This is a genomic window from Actinophytocola sp., from assembly GCF_045807065.1.
Taxonomy (GTDB): Bacteria; Actinomycetota; Actinomycetes; order Mycobacteriales; family Pseudonocardiaceae; genus Actinophytocola.
In genome coordinates, this window is sequence record NZ_JBJMIE010000474.1 from 1 (window position 1) to 16123 (window position 16123).

At 71.0% G+C, this 16123-nt stretch carries 17 protein-coding genes and 1 pseudogene; 11 read left to right on the forward strand and 7 right to left on the reverse strand.

Going from position 1 to position 16123, the window contains the following annotated elements:
• Positions 1-665, reverse strand: a 665-nt coding sequence (locus ACJ73U_RS27735) for a DUF5829 family protein (RefSeq protein WP_407780662.1), incomplete at its 3' end; no start/stop codon positions are given.
• 154 nt (positions 666-819) lie between these two features.
• Here ACJ73U_RS27735 and ACJ73U_RS27740 point away from each other — a divergent pair.
• The 3 genes from ACJ73U_RS27740 (at position 820) to ACJ73U_RS27750 (ending at position 2948) form a co-directional block, all read left to right on the forward strand.
• Positions 820-1470, forward strand: coding sequence for a response regulator (locus tag ACJ73U_RS27740; protein ID WP_407780663.1), 651 nt, complete (start codon positions 820-822; stop codon positions 1468-1470).
• Between the two features lie 119 nt (positions 1471-1589).
• Positions 1590-2432, forward strand: coding sequence for a lysostaphin resistance A-like protein (locus tag ACJ73U_RS27745; protein ID WP_407780664.1), 843 nt, complete (start codon positions 1590-1592; stop codon positions 2430-2432).
• A gap of 147 nt (positions 2433-2579) precedes the next feature.
• A complete protein-coding gene (locus ACJ73U_RS27750; RefSeq protein ID WP_407780665.1) occupies positions 2580-2948 on the forward strand; it encodes a YciI family protein in 369 nt (122 codons plus the stop codon).
• A gap of 58 nt (positions 2949-3006) precedes the next feature.
• Here ACJ73U_RS27750 and ACJ73U_RS27755 read toward each other — a convergent pair whose 3' ends face one another.
• Positions 3007-3579 (reverse strand): TetR family transcriptional regulator, encoded by a 573-nt coding sequence (locus tag ACJ73U_RS27755; RefSeq protein ID WP_407780666.1) that lies wholly within the window; start codon positions 3577-3579, stop codon positions 3007-3009.
• A gap of 41 nt (positions 3580-3620) precedes the next feature.
• On the opposite strand from ACJ73U_RS27755, the gene hisF reads away from it, so the two are divergent.
• Together hisF and hisI are read left to right on the forward strand one after the other, a co-directional pair.
• A complete protein-coding gene (hisF, locus tag ACJ73U_RS27760) occupies positions 3621-4382 on the forward strand; it encodes an imidazole glycerol phosphate synthase subunit HisF (RefSeq protein ID WP_407780667.1) in 762 nt (253 codons plus the stop codon).
• Positions 4379-4717 carry a phosphoribosyl-AMP cyclohydrolase gene (gene hisI / locus ACJ73U_RS27765; protein ID WP_407780668.1) on the forward strand — a complete coding sequence of 113 codons (339 nt, stop codon included), beginning with the start codon at positions 4379-4381 and terminating at the stop codon, positions 4715-4717. Before hisF ends, hisI begins: the two co-directional genes overlap by 4 nt.
• A gap of 6 nt (positions 4718-4723) precedes the next feature.
• Here the strand turns inward: hisI and ACJ73U_RS27770 are convergent, their stop codons facing one another.
• Complete coding sequence (locus ACJ73U_RS27770) at positions 4724-5335, reverse strand: TetR family transcriptional regulator (protein WP_407780669.1); 612 nt, start codon at positions 5333-5335, stop codon at positions 4724-4726.
• 91 nt (positions 5336-5426) lie between these two features.
• Here ACJ73U_RS27770 and ACJ73U_RS27775 point away from each other — a divergent pair, with 91 nt between their 5' ends.
• From ACJ73U_RS27775 to lgt, 6 genes and pseudogenes are all read left to right on the forward strand, one after another.
• Complete coding sequence (locus ACJ73U_RS27775) at positions 5427-6962, forward strand: anthranilate synthase component I (protein WP_407780670.1); 1536 nt, start codon at positions 5427-5429, stop codon at positions 6960-6962.
• A complete protein-coding gene (locus ACJ73U_RS27780; protein WP_407780671.1) occupies positions 6955-7416 on the forward strand; it encodes a Trp biosynthesis-associated membrane protein in 462 nt (153 codons plus the stop codon). Before ACJ73U_RS27775 ends, ACJ73U_RS27780 begins: the two co-directional genes overlap by 8 nt.
• A gap of 140 nt (positions 7417-7556) precedes the next feature.
• Entirely contained in the window at positions 7557-8366 is an 810-nt protein-coding gene (gene trpC, locus ACJ73U_RS27785) for an indole-3-glycerol phosphate synthase TrpC (protein ID WP_407780672.1), read from the forward strand.
• The gene (gene trpB / locus ACJ73U_RS27790) at positions 8345-9586 is read left to right on the forward strand and encodes a tryptophan synthase subunit beta (protein WP_407780673.1); all 1242 of its coding nucleotides are present in this window, start codon (positions 8345-8347) and stop codon (positions 9584-9586) included. Before trpC ends, trpB begins: the two co-directional genes overlap by 22 nt.
• The gene (gene trpA, locus ACJ73U_RS27795; RefSeq protein ID WP_407780674.1) at positions 9583-10371 is read left to right on the forward strand and encodes a tryptophan synthase subunit alpha; all 789 of its coding nucleotides are present in this window, start codon (positions 9583-9585) and stop codon (positions 10369-10371) included. Before trpB ends, trpA begins: the two co-directional genes overlap by 4 nt.
• A gap of 115 nt (positions 10372-10486) precedes the next feature.
• Positions 10487-11623 (forward strand): annotated as a pseudogene (gene lgt, locus ACJ73U_RS27800) (prolipoprotein diacylglyceryl transferase); the annotation flags it as partial.
• Between the two features lie 969 nt (positions 11624-12592).
• Here lgt and ACJ73U_RS27805 read toward each other — a convergent pair.
• From ACJ73U_RS27805 to ACJ73U_RS27820, 4 genes are all read right to left on the reverse strand, one after another.
• Complete coding sequence (locus ACJ73U_RS27805) at positions 12593-13654, reverse strand: diacylglycerol kinase (protein WP_407780675.1); 1062 nt, start codon at positions 13652-13654, stop codon at positions 12593-12595.
• 82 nt (positions 13655-13736) lie between these two features.
• Entirely contained in the window at positions 13737-14516 is a 780-nt protein-coding gene (locus ACJ73U_RS27810) for an SDR family oxidoreductase (protein ID WP_407780676.1), read from the reverse strand.
• 219 nt (positions 14517-14735) lie between these two features.
• Positions 14736-15530, reverse strand: coding sequence for an ABC transporter ATP-binding protein (locus ACJ73U_RS27815; RefSeq protein ID WP_407780677.1), 795 nt, complete (start codon positions 15528-15530; stop codon positions 14736-14738).
• The coding region (locus ACJ73U_RS27820) for a FecCD family ABC transporter permease (protein ID WP_407780678.1) at positions 15527-16123 on the reverse strand (597 nt) is incomplete at its 5' end. The genes ACJ73U_RS27820 and ACJ73U_RS27815, both read right to left, overlap by 4 nt.

Below are 16123 nucleotides of genomic sequence, written 5' to 3' on the forward strand. Positions count from 1 at the left end.
GTGTCCCCGAGGTCGCCTTCGGTCACGGCGATGCGGACGGAGGACACGTCGCGCATCAGGTGTGAGCGGTAGTCGTCCGACAGGTAGCGCTCGCGGCTGACGTCGCCCGGGTAGCTCGCCGGCTCGGTGTTGCTGCGCGGGTCGGCGAAGTACTCCGGGCGGTACTCCATGCCCCAGGCGCCGAACGCGTCGTACTGCTCGTCGGTGAACACCGCGTCGAACCAGGGGATCGGTACGCCGTCGCCGAAGTCGCGGGTCTGCACGAACTGGATCGGGTTGGGGACGCCCTCCGCGGGCAGGCGCGAGGTCACCGCCTCGATGTCGCCGTCGTGGTCGGTGCCCAGGCCCAGGCCGGCGGACCCGAGGGTGCCGTCCTGGCCCGGTATGTCACCGACGCCGAACAGCTCCAGGTACGTCTCGCGGCCCATCAGGTACCGGCCTGTCCACGTGCTTCCGGCGCCGGTCGTGGTGCGGACCTGGAAGTTCGCGAACTCCCGCAGGTAGTCCGAGTGCTCGATGGCGTCCGCGGTCGCGCGGTCGAACACGCCGTAGGAGTGGTTGTAGTACAACAACTGCCGATCAGTCTCCGCGCCGCTGTCGACCGCGCTGGTCAGCGCGGTCGTGAGGGCGACGGCAAGAACCATGGTCATCCGGCGAAGCAACATGCGCGCGATGGTAAGCACGGAAGATCGCCCATCCCCGTGGTTCGGGGAAATCCAGGACGTTCGATACGGTTCGCGTCATGCGCGTGCGGATGCGGTGCGACGGCGCACCGGCCGGCGCGTTCGGAGTGCGGGCGACGAGCCCGCTGGGGGTGTCATGATCCGCGTGGTGGTCTGCGAGGACCAGGCGCTGGTGCGCACCGGGTACGTGACGATCTTCGACGCCCAGCCGGACATGACCGTCGTCGCCGAGGCCGAGGACGGCCGCAGCGGGGTGACGATCGTCGAGCACCTGCGCCCGGACGTGGTCGTGATGGACGTCCGCATGCCGGTCCTCGACGGCATCGAGGCCACCCGCCGGATCGCCGGCCCGGACGTCGACAACCCGGTGAAGGTGCTCATGGTGACCACCTTCAACCTCGACGAGTACGTCTACGAGGCACTGCGCGCCGGCGCCAGCGGCTTCCTGCTCAAGGACGCGCCGCCAGCCGAGTTGATCGCCGCCGTGCGCACGGTCGCCGCCGGGGAGGCGCTGCTCGCGCCCGCCGTGACCCGCCAGCTCATCGGCCGGTACGCGGACCGGGTGCGCCCCACCGGTCCCGCTGAGCCGCTGGACACGCTCACCGCCCGCGAACGCGAGGTCCTCAAGCTCATCGCCGACGGCCTGTCCAACGCGGAGATCGCGGCGGCACTGGTCATCAGCCACGAGACCGTCAAGACCTACGTGTCCCGCATCCTCACCAAGCTCGACCTCCGGGACCGGGTGCAGGCCGTGGTCCTGGCCTATCGCACCGGCCTCGCCTCCTAGTCCCCCGAGCGAGGTCCCCCGAGCGAGCTACCCGCACTGTCCACCTCGGCGCGATGAACTCGGCCCCGTCGCGGCCATAGCGTCGTCCGCGACACCCGGACGACGCCATGGAGTGGACCGTGACCCCGACAGATACCAACACCCGCTGGCCCGCGGCGGTGCGCCTCGTCGTGCTGCTCGTCGTGTTCTTCGGCGCCGACCTGCTGATCGGCCTCGTCGTCCCCGCGACGACCGGCGCCCCGTTCTGGTGCCTCGTCGTCGGCGTCGTGTTCGCGGCACTGGTGTTGCTGCTCTACACCGGCGCGGTGCGGTTCACCGAGCGGCGCGAGGTCGTCGAGCTGCGCCGGGCCGACGCGCCGGGCGGCCTGCTCCGCGGCGCCGGGGTCGGCCTGGCCCTGTTCGTCGCGGTGATCGCGTTGATCGCGGTCTTCGGCGGTTACCGGATCACCGGCGGCGGCTCGGTCTGGGACGCGGTGGCCGCGCTCGGCGTCATGTGCGCGGTCGCCGTCGCCGAGGAGTTGCTGTTCCGTGGCGTACTGCTGCGCATCCTGGAGCAGCTGATCGGGACGAAGGCCGCGCTGGGAATCTCCGCCGTGGTCTTCGGCGGCGTGCACCTGCTCAACCCCAAGGCGACCGTCTGGGGCGCCGTCGCCATCGCGGCGGAGGCCGGCCTCATGCTCGGCGCGGCGTACGTCGCCACGCGGACCCTGTGGGTGCCCATCGGCATCCACTTCGCCTGGAACTTCGCGGAGACCGGCATCTTCGGCGCCACCGCCTCCGGGGGCCGCACGGTGTCGCACAGCCTGCTCCACTCCACCATGCCCGGCTCGACCCTGATCACCGGCGGCGAGTTCGGTCCCGAGGCCAGCGTCTTCGCCATCCTCGTCAGCGCCGTGCCGATCGTGCTGTTCCTGCGGGCGGCCAGGCGCCGCGGCCGCGTCCTCCCCCGAAGGACGCGCTAGTCGTGCTGTTGGTGACGGGCTGACTTGCGGCGTTGATCTTGGTAAGTGGAGCGCAGAATTTTTCGCGACGCGTGTCGATGGTGGGCGCGGCCGTTCGACGTGGTGGTGTTGGCTGGGCCGGACCGGCCCCGAACCCGAGGAGTGGACATGCGGTTTCTGATGATGCACCGGCTCGACGAGAGCGTTCCCGAGGCGTGGAACCCGAGCCCGGAGTTCGTCGAGAAGATGGGTGCTTTCATCCAGGACTCGGCGCAGAAGGGCATCCTGATCACCGCGGAGGGCGTGCACCCGTCCGAGAAGGGCTCGCTGGTGCGCAAGGCGCGGACCGAGGGCGTCACCGTGACCGACGGGCCCTTCACCGAGGCCAAGGAGGTCATCGGCGGGTTCGCGCTCATCAATGCCGAGGACCGGGCCGAGGCCGTCGAGTTCGCGCGGCGGTACGTCGAGCTGTTCGCGGGCGTCGAGATCGAGGTCGAGGTGCGGCAGGTCGTCGAGTTCGAGGACCTGCCCGCCTGAGCCTCCCGCCGGTGGGTCGGTCACGGCCGACCCACCGGCGGGACGCGCCGAACGGGCGCTAGGCGTCGAAGTAGTACTGGATGACCGGGCCCATGAGGTCGGCCACCTCGTCGTCCGGGGCGGAGGCCAGGGGCTCGGCGGCCAGGACGTAGCGCACCATCGCGAGGCCCATCATCTGGGAGGCCGCGGCGGTCAGGCGCAACATGGGCAGGTCGAGTGCGGCGGCCACCCTCGCGAGCACCGCGGTCTCCATGAACGTCCGCAGCTGCGCGGCCACCTCGGGACTGGCGGCCACCGACCGCAGCAGCGCCAGGAACGGCGCCCTGGTCGCCGGGTCGTGCCACAGGCCGAGGAACAGCCGCACGATCCGCTCGCCGACGTGCTCCCGCGGTCCCTCCAGGATCGTCTCCACGAGCACCGCCGGGTTGAACGGCAGGTTCAACGCGGCGACGAACACCTGGTCCTTCGACCCGAAGAAGTGGTGCACGAGCGCCGGGTTGACGCCGGCCTCGGCGGCGATGCCGCGGATGGTCGCCCCGCCGTAGCCGCGGGCCGCGAACTGGTTGCGGGCAGCCGCGAGGATGCCGTCCCTGGTCTGGGTCTGCCCAGGCCGTCGCCCGGTTCGCGCCACAGCCGCTCCTTCCTTCCGCCCCCGCCAGTATCCTCGACCGCATGTCAGTAGCGGTCCGAGTGATCCCCTGCCTGGACGTCGACGCCGGCCGGGTGGTCAAGGGCGTCAACTTCACGAACCTGGTCGACGCCGGCGACCCGGTGGAACTGGCACGCGCCTACGACGCGGAGGGCGCGGACGAGCTGACCTTCCTGGACGTGACGGCCTCCTCCGCCGCCCGGGAGACCACCTTCGACGTGGTGCGGCGCACGGCCGAGCAGGTCTTCATCCCCCTGACCGTGGGCGGCGGCGTGCGCGAGGTGTCCGATGTGGACAGGCTGCTGCGGGCCGGCGCGGACAAGGTCTCCGTCAACACCGCCGCCATCCTGCGGCCGGAGCTGCTTTTCGAGGCCTCGCAACGCTTCGGCGCGCAGTGCGTGGTCCTTTCGGTCGACGCGCGCCGCGCGCCGGGCACCCCGTCCGGCTTCGAGGTGACGACGCACGGCGGCCGCGAGGGCACGGGCATCGACGCGGTCGAGTGGGCCGCCCGCGGGCAGGCGCTGGGCGTGGGGGAGATCCTCCTGAACTCCATGGACGCCGACGGCACCAAGGCGGGCTTCGACCTGGAGCTGATCCGCAAGGTGCGTGCCGAGGTGGACGTACCGCTGATCGCGTCCGGCGGTGCGGGCGACGTGGCGCACTTCCCGCCGGCGGTGGCCGCCGGCGCCGACGCCGTGCTGGCCGCAAGCGTCTTCCACTTCGGACAGCTGCGCATCGGCGAGGTCAAGGACGCCCTGCGGCAGGCGGAGGTCGTCGTCCGATGACCACTTTGGACCCGGCGATCGCGGCGCGGCTGAAGCGCAACGCCGACGGCCTCGTCTGCGCGGTGGCCCAGGCCCGGGGGACCGGCGAGGTGCTGATGGTCGCCTGGATGAACGACGAGGCACTCGCGCTCACCCTGGAGACCGAGCAGGCCACCTACTTCTCCCGCAGCAGGAACACGCTGTGGGTCAAGGGCGAGACGTCCGGCCACACCCAACAGGTCCGCGAGGTCCGCCTGGACTGCGACGGCGACACCATCCTCCTGGTGGTCGACCAGCAGGGCGCCGCGTGCCACACGGGCGCGAGGACCTGCTTCGACGAGGACCGTCTGCGCTGACCCCGGCTAGTCGATCTTGCCGGTGATGTAGCGCTGCAGGGTCGGGGCCACGGCGGTGGCGACCGTGTCGATCTCGGCCGATGCGAACGGTTCGAACTTCGCGACGTAGCGGACCATGCCCATCCCGACGATCTGCGTCGCGACCAGGGTGGCGCGGAAGTCGTGGTTGTCGGGCGCCAGCCGGCCGATCACGTGCGTGAAGATGTGCTTGAAGAAGAAGTCCCGCAGCATCACCGCCGCCTCCTCGTGGCTGGCGACGCTGCGCATGAGCGCGGTGAAGACCCCGCCCCCGGTGTTGTCCCACGTGGTGACGAACAGCCGGACGATGGCCTCGCCGACGTGTTCCGGGTCGGCGGCGAGCAGGTCCCTGACGATGTCCTGCGGGTTGAACGGCAGCTTGAGCACGGCCTCGGCGAACAGCCCCTCCTTGCCGCCGAACCAGTGGTTGACCATGGCGGCGTCCACCCCGGCCCTCGTGGCGATCACCCGCACGGTCGCCCCGTCGAACCCCTGCTCGATGAACACCTCACGAGCGGCGTTGACCAGCGCCTCGCGCGTGTCCGCCCCACCGGGACGGCGTCCCCGTCGCCGTACCCCTTGCGTCTTCTCCGTCACCACTCCATGATGCGGGGGGCGACAAGTTTTTTCAACAAGGCCTGAATTTCGGCCCGAGCCGGACCGGCGTCGGCACGACCGGCAGAATGGCCCCATGGTCAGTGTCATCGAAGCCCCCGCCGCCGGACTGGGTGCGGTCAGTCCCACGCGTGCGGAGTTTCGCCGGCTCGCCGCGGACCGGCGCGTCATCCCCGTCGTCCGGCGCCTGCTCGCCGACGCCGAGACGCCCGTCGGGGTCTACCGCAAGCTCGCCGCCGGCCGCCCGGGCACGTTCCTGTTCGAGTCGGCCGAGAACGGGCGGTCCTGGTCGCGCTGGTCGTTCGTCGGCGTGCGCTCGGCGGCGACACTGACCGAGCGGAACGGCGAGGCCGTCTGGACCGGCACGCCGCCGGTCGGCCTGCCCGTGGGCGGCGACCCCATGGCGGCGCTGCGCGAGACCATCCAGCGCCTGCACACCGACGCGTTCCCCGGCCTCCCGCCGCTGACCGGCGGCATGGTCGGCTACATCGGCTACGACGCGGTCCGCCGGCTCGAGCGCCTGCCGGACCTCGCCACCAACGACCTGGAGCTGCCCGAGCTGGTAATGCTGCTCGCGACCGACCTCGCGGCGCTCGACCACCACGAGGGCACCATCACGCTCATCGCCAACGCGGTGAACTGGGACGACAGCCCCGAACGGGTGGACGCCGCCTACGACGCCGCGGTCGCGAGCCTCGACGAGATGACCAGGGCGCTGCAGACGCCCGCCCCGTCGACCGTCGCCGTCTACGAGCGGGTCAGGCCCCGGTACGCGCGCAGGCGGACGCAGGACGAGCACATGGCGGCCGTCAACGCCGCCAAGGAGGCCATCCACGCCGGCGAGGCCTTCCAGGTCGTCGTGTCCCAGCGGTTCGAGGTGACCACCGAGGCCGACCCGCTCGACGTCTACCGCGTGCTGCGGGCCACCAACCCCAGCCCGTACATGTACCTGCTGCGCCTCGACGGGTTCGACATCGTCGGCTCCAGCCCCGAGTCGCTGGTCACGGTGCGCGACGGGCAGGCGACCACGCACCCGATCGCGGGCACCCGGTGGCGGGGCGCGGACCCCGACGAGGACGCGATCCTCGAGAAGGACCTGCTGGCCGACGAGAAGGAGCGGTCGGAGCACGTCATGCTCGTCGACCTCGGCCGCAACGACCTCGGCCGGGTCTGCCGGCCCGGGTCGGTGCACGTCGTCGACTTCTTCCGGGTCGAGCGCTACAGCCACGTCATGCACATCGTGTCCACCGTCACCGGCCAGCTGGCGGACGGTAGGACCGCCTACGACGCGGTGGCCGCCTGCTTCCCGGCCGGCACGCTCTCCGGCGCGCCGAAGCCGAGGGCGATGGAGCTGATCGAGGAGCTGGAGCCGACGCGCCGCGCCCTGTACGGCGGGGTCGTCGGCTACCTCGACTTCGCCGGCGACGCCGACACGGCCATCGCCATCCGCACCGCGCTCATGCGCGACGGCACCGCCTACGTCCAGGCCGGCGGCGGCATCGTGGCCGACTCGAACCCGGTCGCGGAGGACGACGAGTGCGTCAACAAGGCGGGTGCGGTCCTCGCCGCGATCGCCACCGCGGAGACCATGCGTCCGGCGGCCCATGACTAAACGTCCACTGTGGATGATCGTGGTGCTCCTGCTGGGCACCGCGGCGGCGCTCTGGGGCGCCACGAAGGTCAGCTGGGGGTCGGACCACCAGCTGGAGTCCGGCTTCAGTGCCTTGGCGGTGCTCGCCCTCGCCGGTCTGCTCGGCATGTTCGCCGTCGGCGGCTGGGCGCGCCGCGTGCTCGGCGCGGTCATCGCGGTCGCCGGCGCGTTCGGGTGCTGGCAGGCGGTCGCCGCCCCGGGGGAGTGGGCGCTGTTCACCGGACGCGGCCTCGCGCTGCTGGGTGGCGTGCTGTGCCTGGCGGCCGGACTGCTGGTCGTGCGTCACGCGACCGCGCTGCCGACGATGGGCGCCAGGTACCAGCTGGCCGGCGCCGAACGCCGGTCCGGCGACCCGGACAAGGACATGTGGGACGATCTCTCCCACGGCCAGGATCCGACCGGGGACGAACCGTGAACCCGAACCCGTGGAAAGTGCCGAGACGGCGCGGGGTTAGCATCCCATGAGCGGGAAGGGGCAGGGCTGGTGACGGATAGCACGAGCGATTCATCGGAGTCGCCCACCACGAAGCCGGGACCGACCAGCGAGCGTGGCCTGTGAGTGTTCTCGACTCAATCATCGAAGGTGTGCGTGCCGACCTCGCGGTTCGTGAGGCGGCGGTGCCGTTCGACGTCGTGAAGGAGAAGGCGGCCAAGGCGCCGCCACCGCGTGACGCGGTCTCCGCGTTACGTGGCTCGGACATCAGTGTCATCGCCGAGATCAAGCGGCGCAGCCCGTCGAAGGGCGACCTGGCGTCGATCGCCGACCCGGCGACGCTGGCCAAGGACTACGCCGACGCGGGCGCACGGGTGATCAGTGTGCTCACCGAGGAGCGCCGGTTCGGCGGCTCGCTCGCCGACTTCGACGCGGTCCGCGCGGTGGTCGACGTCCCGTTGCTGCGCAAGGACTTCGTGGTCTCGCCGTACCAGGTGCACGAGGCCCGCATGCACGGCGCGGACATCGTGCTGCTGATCGTCGCGGCACTGGAGCAGAACGCGCTGGTGTCGCTGCTCGACCGGGTCGAGTCGCTCGGCATGACCGCGCTGGTCGAGGTGCACAACTCCGAGGAGTGCGACCGGGCGCTCGAGGCGGGTGCCTCCGTGGTCGGCATCAACGCACGCGACCTGCACACGCTGGAGGTCGACCGCGAGGTGTTCGGCCGGCTGGCCCCCGGCCTGCCGTTCGAGACCGTGAAGATCGCCGAGTCCGGCATCCGCGGGCCGGGCGACCTGATGACGCACGCGGGCGCCGGTGCCGACGCGGTGCTCGTCGGGGAGAGCCTGGTGGCCGCACCCGACCCGAAGGCGGCGCTGGTCCAGCTGGTCACGGCCGGTTCCCACCCAGCGTGCCCGAGGCCCAGCCGGTGACCGAGGACAAACAGCCCCACGACCAGGACGACCACGACCCGGACGCGACCGGGCATTTCGGCCCGTACGGCGGCCGGTTCCTCCCCGAGGCCCTGATCGCGGCCATGGACGAGCTGGCCACGACCTACGACAAGGCCAGGCAGGACCCGGACTTCCTCGACGAGTTCAACCGGCTGCTGCGTGACTACGCGGGCCGTCCGTCGCTGCTCACCGAGGCGCCGCGGTTCGCCGAGCACGCGGGTGGTGTGCGGATCTTCCTCAAGCGCGAGGACCTGAACCACACCGGCTCGCACAAGATCAACAACGTGCTGGGCCAGGCGCTGCTCACCAAGCGGATGGGCAAGAAGCGGGTCATCGCCGAGACCGGCGCCGGCCAGCACGGCGTGGCCACGGCCACCGCGTGCGCGCTGCTCGGCCTCGACTGCGTCGTGTACATGGGCGAGGTCGACACCCAGCGGCAGGCGCTGAACGTGGCCCGCATGAAGCTGCTCGGCGCCGAGGTCATCCCGGTCACCGCGGGCTCGCGGACGCTCAAGGACGCCATCAACGAGGCGCTGCGGGACTGGGTCGCGAACGTCGACACCACGCACTACCTGCTGGGCACGGCGGCCGGCGGCCACCCGTTCCCGATGATGGTGCGCAACTTCCACAAGGTCATCGGCATCGAGGCCCGCGCCCAGGTCCTGGAGCAGGCGGGCCGGCTGCCGGACGCCGTGACGGCGTGCGTCGGCGGCGGGTCGAACGCGATCGGCATCTTCCACGGCTTCATCGACGACGAGTCCGTGCGGCTCGTCGGCTACGAGCCGGGCGGCCACGGCATCTCCTCCGGCGAGCACGGCGCGACGCTGTCCGAGGGCTCGCCCGGCATGCTGCACGGCGCCAAGTCCTACCTGCTGCAGGACGAGGACGGGCAGATCGTCGAGGCGTACTCGATCTCCGCCGGCCTGGACTACCCGGGGGTGGGTCCCGAGCACGCGTGGCTCAAGGACACCGGCCGCGCCGAGTACTACCCGGTCACCGACGCGGAGGCCATGGAGGCGTTCCGGCTGCTGTCGCGGACCGAGGGCATCATCCCGGCCATCGAGTCGGCGCACGCGCTGGCCGGCACGCTGAAGCTGGGCCGGGAGCTGGGGCCGGACGGGCTGGTCGTGGTGTGCCTTTCCGGACGGGGGGACAAGGACATGGACACGGCCGCGTCGTACTTCGGGTTCACGTCATGACCTTGGCCTCCGTCTTCGAGAAGTCCCGTGCCGAGGGCCGTGGTGCTCTTGTGGGTTACCTCCCGGCGGGTTACCCGACCGTCGACGGGTCCGCCGAGTTGCTGAGCGGCATGATCGAGGCGGGCTGTGACCTGGTCGAGGTCGGTGTGCCGTACTCCGATCCAGTGATCGACGGCCCGACGATCCAGGCGGCCGTCAACACCGCGCTGTCGGCCGGCTTCCGGCTGCGGGACGTGTTCACGGTCGTGGAGCGGGTCGCGGCGGCCGGGGGCAAGGCCGTGGTCATGACGTACTGGAACCCGGTGTTCCGCTACGGCGTCGCCCGGTTCGCCCGTGACCTCGCGGCGGCCGGCGGCCTGGGCCTCATCACGCCGGACCTGATCCCGGACGAGGCCGCGAACTGGCTGTCGGCCTCTGCCGAGAACGGCCTGGACCGGATCTTCCTGGTCGCGCCGTCGTCGACGGAGGAGCGGATCGCCTCGACAGCCGCGGCCAGTTCGGGTTTCCTCTACGCGGCGGCGGTCATGGGCGTGACCGGTGCCCGGGACGCCGTCGGTGCCGGCGCGTCCACGCTGGTGGCCAGGGTGCGTGCGCACACGTCCCTGCCGGTCGGGGTGGGGTTGGGCGTGCGTTCCGGGGAGCAGGCCGCCGAGATCGCGGGCTTCGCGGACGCGGTGATCGTCGGTTCGGCGTTCGTGTCGAGGGCGGCCGAGGGCATCGGCGAGGTGCAGAAGCTGGCGGCGGAGCTGGCCGAAGGAGTCCGCCGCCCGCTGGTCGCCCGCTAGTACTCCCTGTTACGCAAGTACTCCCTGTTACCCAAAAGTGGCTCCTCTCGTCACGCTCAGCACCCGCTATGGAAGCACAGGCCGTGACCGCTTGGATACGCCCGATCGTGCCCGGATGCATTCAGTTGGGGACCTGCCGCACCCGGTGTCGGCGTCGCCCGTTACGGTGACCCGCGTGACTGCGGCGTCGAGCGTCTTCCTGGCCACCATTCCCAGCCCGGATCGTGGCGTGTGGCACCTGGGCCCCATCCCGATCCGCGCGTACGCGCTGTGCATCATCGCCGGCATCATCGTGGCGATCTGGTGGGGTGAGCGGCGGTGGCTCGCCCGCGGCGGCACGGCCGGCGCGATCGTGGACATCGCGGTGTTCGCGGTGCCGTTCGGCCTGGTCGGCGGTCGGCTGTACCACGTGGCCACCGACTGGTACCGGTACTTCGGCGAGGGCAAGAACCCGATGGACGCCCTCCGCATCTGGGACGGCGGCCTGGGCATCTGGGGTGCCATCGCCCTGGGTGCCGTCGGCGCGTGGATCGGCTTCCGCGTGAAGGGCGTGCCGCTGCCCGCGTTCGCCGACACCATCGCCCCGGGCATCGTCGCGGCCCAGGGCATCGGCCGCATCGGCAACTACTTCAACCAGGAACTGTACGGCGGCCACACAGATCTGCCGTGGGGCCTGGAGATCTATCGCCGCGTGAACGAACAGGGCGCCGAGGACAACCTCAACGGCGTCGCGATCAACCACATCCCGATCGACAGCAGCCCGGTACACCCGACGTTCCTCTACGAGCTGATCTGGAACGTGCTGGTCGCCGTGCTCGTCGTGTGGCTGGACCGCAAGCTGCGCCTGGGCCACGGCCGCGCGTTCGCGGTGTACGTCATGGGCTACACCCTCGGCCGCACCTGGATCGAACTCATGCGCACGGACGAGGCCACGCACGTGTTCGGCGTGCGGATCAACGTGTGGGTGTCGATCCTGGTCTTCCTCGGCGCGGCCGTGTACTTCGTACTGGCCCGCTCGCGCGGTGAACGCGAGGACCCGGCCCTGCTCCGCGGCAAGGACGCCCCCCCACTGGACGAGTCCGACACCGAAGCCAACCCGGACGCCGAGGACGAGGACGCCGACTCCTCTGCCGACTCCGACGACCCGGACTCCGACTCCGCCGAAGACACCGAGGGCTCCGAGGATTCCGAGGACTCCGACGGGGAAAAGGCCGACAAGCCGGCAAAGGCGAAGGCAGAGCCAAAGGCCGCCGACTCCAAGCCGGACACTTCCGGCACGGAAGCGACCACCACCACCGAGGCGGACGCGGGCTCGGAGCCCAAGGCCGCAACCGCAGAGCCAGTCACCGAGCCAGCCGCCGAGCCGGAAAAGCCCACCACGGAGTCGGAAAAGGCCCCCACGGACAATCCGAACACGGTCAAGAAGGCCGACGCATCCGCGAAGTCGGAAAGCTAGCCAGGCCCACAGCCCCCCCGGAGAATGTCGGTGCCAGCCACTAGGCTGGATTTCGGGGGGCCGACGGCCGCCCAGCCTCACTTTGGGTGATTTCCAAGTGAGTGGTCCGTTGGCATAGCCGGCTGCGCCGGCATTGTCGGGATACGCCGTTGGGGCTCGTTTCGGGCGGCCGACGACTGTCCGATCTCGCTCAGAGTGGATTGCGGTCGAGTGGTCCGTTGGTATGGCCGCGTACTGGCATTGTCGGCGCACACGGCTAGGCTGGTTTGGGGCCGACGGCCGCGGCCTCGTTTTGAATGTTTTCCCGGGCGACTGGTCCGTTGGTATGGACTGCTGTGAGGGCGTTGTCGGGGGCATACGGCTGGGCTGGTTTCGGGGGCAGACGGTCACCCAGCCTCGCTTCAAGTGATTTTCGGGGGAGCGGCGTTCGTATCGCCGCTTCACCACGGGAGTCGGGAGGCACGGAGCTGGCTGGATCGGCGGTGCGACGGCCGTCCAGCCTCCCTTCGGGTAATTCCGAGGCGAGTGGTCCGTTCGTATGCCGCCCACTGGCATTGTCAGCGAGCGCAGTCGGGCGGATTTCAGTGGCGGAGGCCCGTCGCGAAGGTGGCTAATGGCGAATGCGACGTAGCCGGTCGCTCCCTCGCCGCGGTGGATCACCTCCACCAACTTGTCCGTATAACCCGCGGCGACCAGCGCCTCCTGGTGAGGTGCTGCCGGGCCCCGTCCGTCAGCTCGTCGGGTCGACGCCACCGGCGCGGGTCCTCACCCCGCCACCAGGCCACGCCCTGTTATCAATGGCATGTCCAACGCGGTCAACAGCCCCGGCTTCGCCGCCACCACGGCCGGGATGGCGTTCACCAACCGCATGGCCGTCGCCTTGAGGCCGCCGGTGTTGTGGTCGCCGTCGGTGCCCTCGATCCGCAGGTCCAGGCGGTAGTTCGGGTCGCCGGTCACCTCCACGCGGTAACCGCCCTGGCCCGGCATGCGCGGCCAGTCCGGGCCGAGGTCCGGGTGCAGCCGCGTGACGTGTTCCACCACGATCACCGGTCGTCCACCCGCGATGCCCCGCACCTCGAACCGCAGTGCCGCGGCCGTGCCCTCCTCGACCACGCCCGACGGCAGCTCGATCCGGTGCTGCGCCGGCAACCGCGTCGCGGATTCCTCCACGCGGTCGAGCGTCACATCGAGGCCCGCCGCCAGCTGCCGCACCACGCTGCCCCACGCCAGTGACAGCACGCCCGGCTGCAGCAGGAGCGGCGTCTCGTCGAGCGGGTGGCCGAAGCCCATGATGTCGAACATGACCTTCGTGTTGTCGTACGTCGCGTAGTCCAGGATCTCCAGGCACCGCACCTGGTCGATCCGCTGGCTCACCGACGTCAGCACGAGCGGCAGCCAGTCGTTCGCGAAGCCCGGGTCGATGCCGTTCACGAACAGCGACGCGCCGCCCTGCGCCGCCGCCGACTCGATCGGCGCGAGCAGGTCGTCCGGTATCACGCCGTACGGGTACTGCAGGAACACCGGCCCGCTCGCGACCACGTTCACGCCGGCCCGCAGCATTCGCGCGAGGTCGGCCAGGGCCTCGGACAGCCGGTCGTCGGCCATCGCCGTGTAGACGACGCAGTCCGGCTTGCTCGCCAGCAGCGCGTCGGCGTCGTCGGTCGCCGTGACGCCGAGGAAGCCGATGCCGGCCAGCTCACCGGCGTCGCGGCCCACCTTGTCCTTCGTGGACACCCAGACGCCGGCCAGTTCCAGGTCCGGGTGCGCGACGATCCCGGCCAGCGCCTGCCGGCCGACGTTCCCGGTGCTCCATTGCACGACTCTCACGCCGCCCCCTCGCCCGCTCCGTGGCGCCGCGGGTCTCGATGGTTCGCTCCGCGGGCTCCGCTCACGGCTCCGCAAGCTCCGCTCATAGGTCAGGCAGTCCCAGGTCGAGGTTCGGCGCTTGCAGGCCGCCGTCAACCTCCAGGACCTTACCCGTGATGTAGGCGCCGGCCCGGGAGGCGAGGAACAGCACGGTCGCGGCGACGTCCTCCGCCTCACCGATCCGGCGCAGGGGAGTGGCCCGGGACATGCGCTCGCGCAACTCGTCGTTGGTGAGCACGATGTCGAGCGCGGACGTCGCGACCGAGCCGACGGCGATCGCGTTGACGCGGATCCGCGGCGCGAGGTCGTACGCGGCCAGCTCGGTGTAGTGGGCGAGCGCCGCCTTGGCCGTGCCGTAGGCGAGGAAGCCGCGCCCGGACACCCGGCCCATGTTCGACGAGATGTTGACGACCGCGCCTTCGGTCATGAGCGGGACCGCGGCCCTGGTCAGCGCGTGCGCGGTGGCGACGTTGAAGTGGAACGCCTCTTCGAGGAAGCCGGTGTCGGTCTCGAGGAACGGCCGCGGGTAGGTGCCGCCGACGTTGTTGACCACGACGTCCAGGCGCCCGAACGTGTCGTGGGCGATCCGGGCCAGCTCAGCGGTCGCGTCCACATCGGACAGATCGGCGGTGACCACCTTCGCCCGCCGTCCCGCCGCCTCGACCCGGTTGGCGACCACGTCGAGATCGCTCGCGGTCCGCGCGGCGATGACGACGTCCGCCCCCGCCTCGGCCAGCGCGACCGCGCTCGCGGCCCCGATCCCGCGCCCCGCCCCGGTCACGACGGCGACCTGATCCACCACCCGAAACCGATCAAGAATCACGCCCGACTGTAACACGTTCTACCCCCACCCCCGCGTGTCCAACGCCCATAACCCGCGTGTCCAACGCGCGTGACCCGCGTGTCCAACGCGCGTGACCCGCGTGTCCAACCGGTACGACTGGCGAGTTCAACGGAACGTGCCGCCCAGGGCTGGCAGGTTTTGTCGAACTCACGGGTCCGGACTGTCGAACTCACGGGTCCGGACTGTTGGACACGCGGGTCAGTTCGGTTGGACACGCGGGGTGGGGCGGGCGGGGGCTACCACCAGGGCGCCGGTTGTGGTGTGCAGGATCTCCACGGTCGCGGCGTAGTGGCGTTCGATGGTCTCGCGGGTGAGGACCTCGGCCGGGGTGCCCGCCGCCACGACCTTCCCGTTGTCCAGCAACAGGAGCTGGGTGGCGTACTGGGCGGAGAGGGTCAGGTCGTGGAGGGTGCTGACCACCGTGGCGCCCTCCTCGTGGCGGAGGCGGTCGACCAGGTCGAGCAGGGCCTGCGCGTGCCCGATGTCCAGGCCGGTGGTGGGTTCGTCCAGCAGGAGCAGGCTGGACTGCTGGGCCAGCACCCTGGCCAGCACCGCCCGCTGACGCTCACCGCCCGACAGGGTCCGCAAGGCGCGGTCGGCGAGCGCCCCGAGGTCGAGGCGGCCCAGCACCGTCGACACCACGGCCAGGTCCGACCGCCGCTCGCGAGCCAGCGGCGACAGGTGCGGGGTCCGGCCGAGCAGGGCGTAGTCCGTCACCGTCAGCCGGTCCGGCAGCTGCGGGGTCTGCGGCGCGTAGGCGACGGCCCGAGCCCGTTCCCGGTGGGACAGCGACGCGGCCGGCGCACCGTCCAGCAGGATCGTCCCGTCGTGGGAGATGACCCCGACGATGGCCTTGAGCAGCGACGACTTGCCCGCGCCGTTGGGGCCGATGATCGCCAGCCACCCGCCCCGCTCGACGTCCGCGGACACGTCCGCGGCCACCACCCGGCTGCCGTACCGGGCGTTCACGTGGGCGAGCGTCAGCGCGGTCACCGCAGCTGCCCCCGGTTCATCCGCAGCACCAGCAGGAAGAACGGCGCCCCGGTGAACGCCGTGATCACCCCGATCGGCAGCTCGGCCGGCGCGAACGCCGTCCGCGCGATGTGGTCGGCGATGATCAGGAACGTCGCGCCGCCCAACAGCGACAGCGGCACCACCACCCGGTAGCTGGCGCCGGCCAGCAACCGGACCACGTGCGGCACCACGATCCCGACGAAGCCGATCAGCCCGCTGACGGCGACCGCGGCCGCGGTCGCGAGGGACGCCGCCAGCAGCACGACCATCCGCACCCGCGCGGGGTTGACGCCCAGGGACGCGGCCTCGTCGTCGCCGAGCGCGAGGACGTCCAGGAGCCGCGCGCACAGGCACAGGACGACGGCGGCCGCGCCGATGTAGGGGAGGGTCACCAGGACATCGCGCCAGCCGGTCGTGTTGAGCCCGCCGAGCATCCAGCTGTAGACCTGCTTGATCGTGTCGGTGTTGAGCTGCTGCGCAAACGTTTGCACCGCGGTCAGGAACGAGGCGACCGCGACCCCGGCGAGCAGGAGCACGGCCGTCCCGCCACCGGCCGACCGACCGAGTACCCA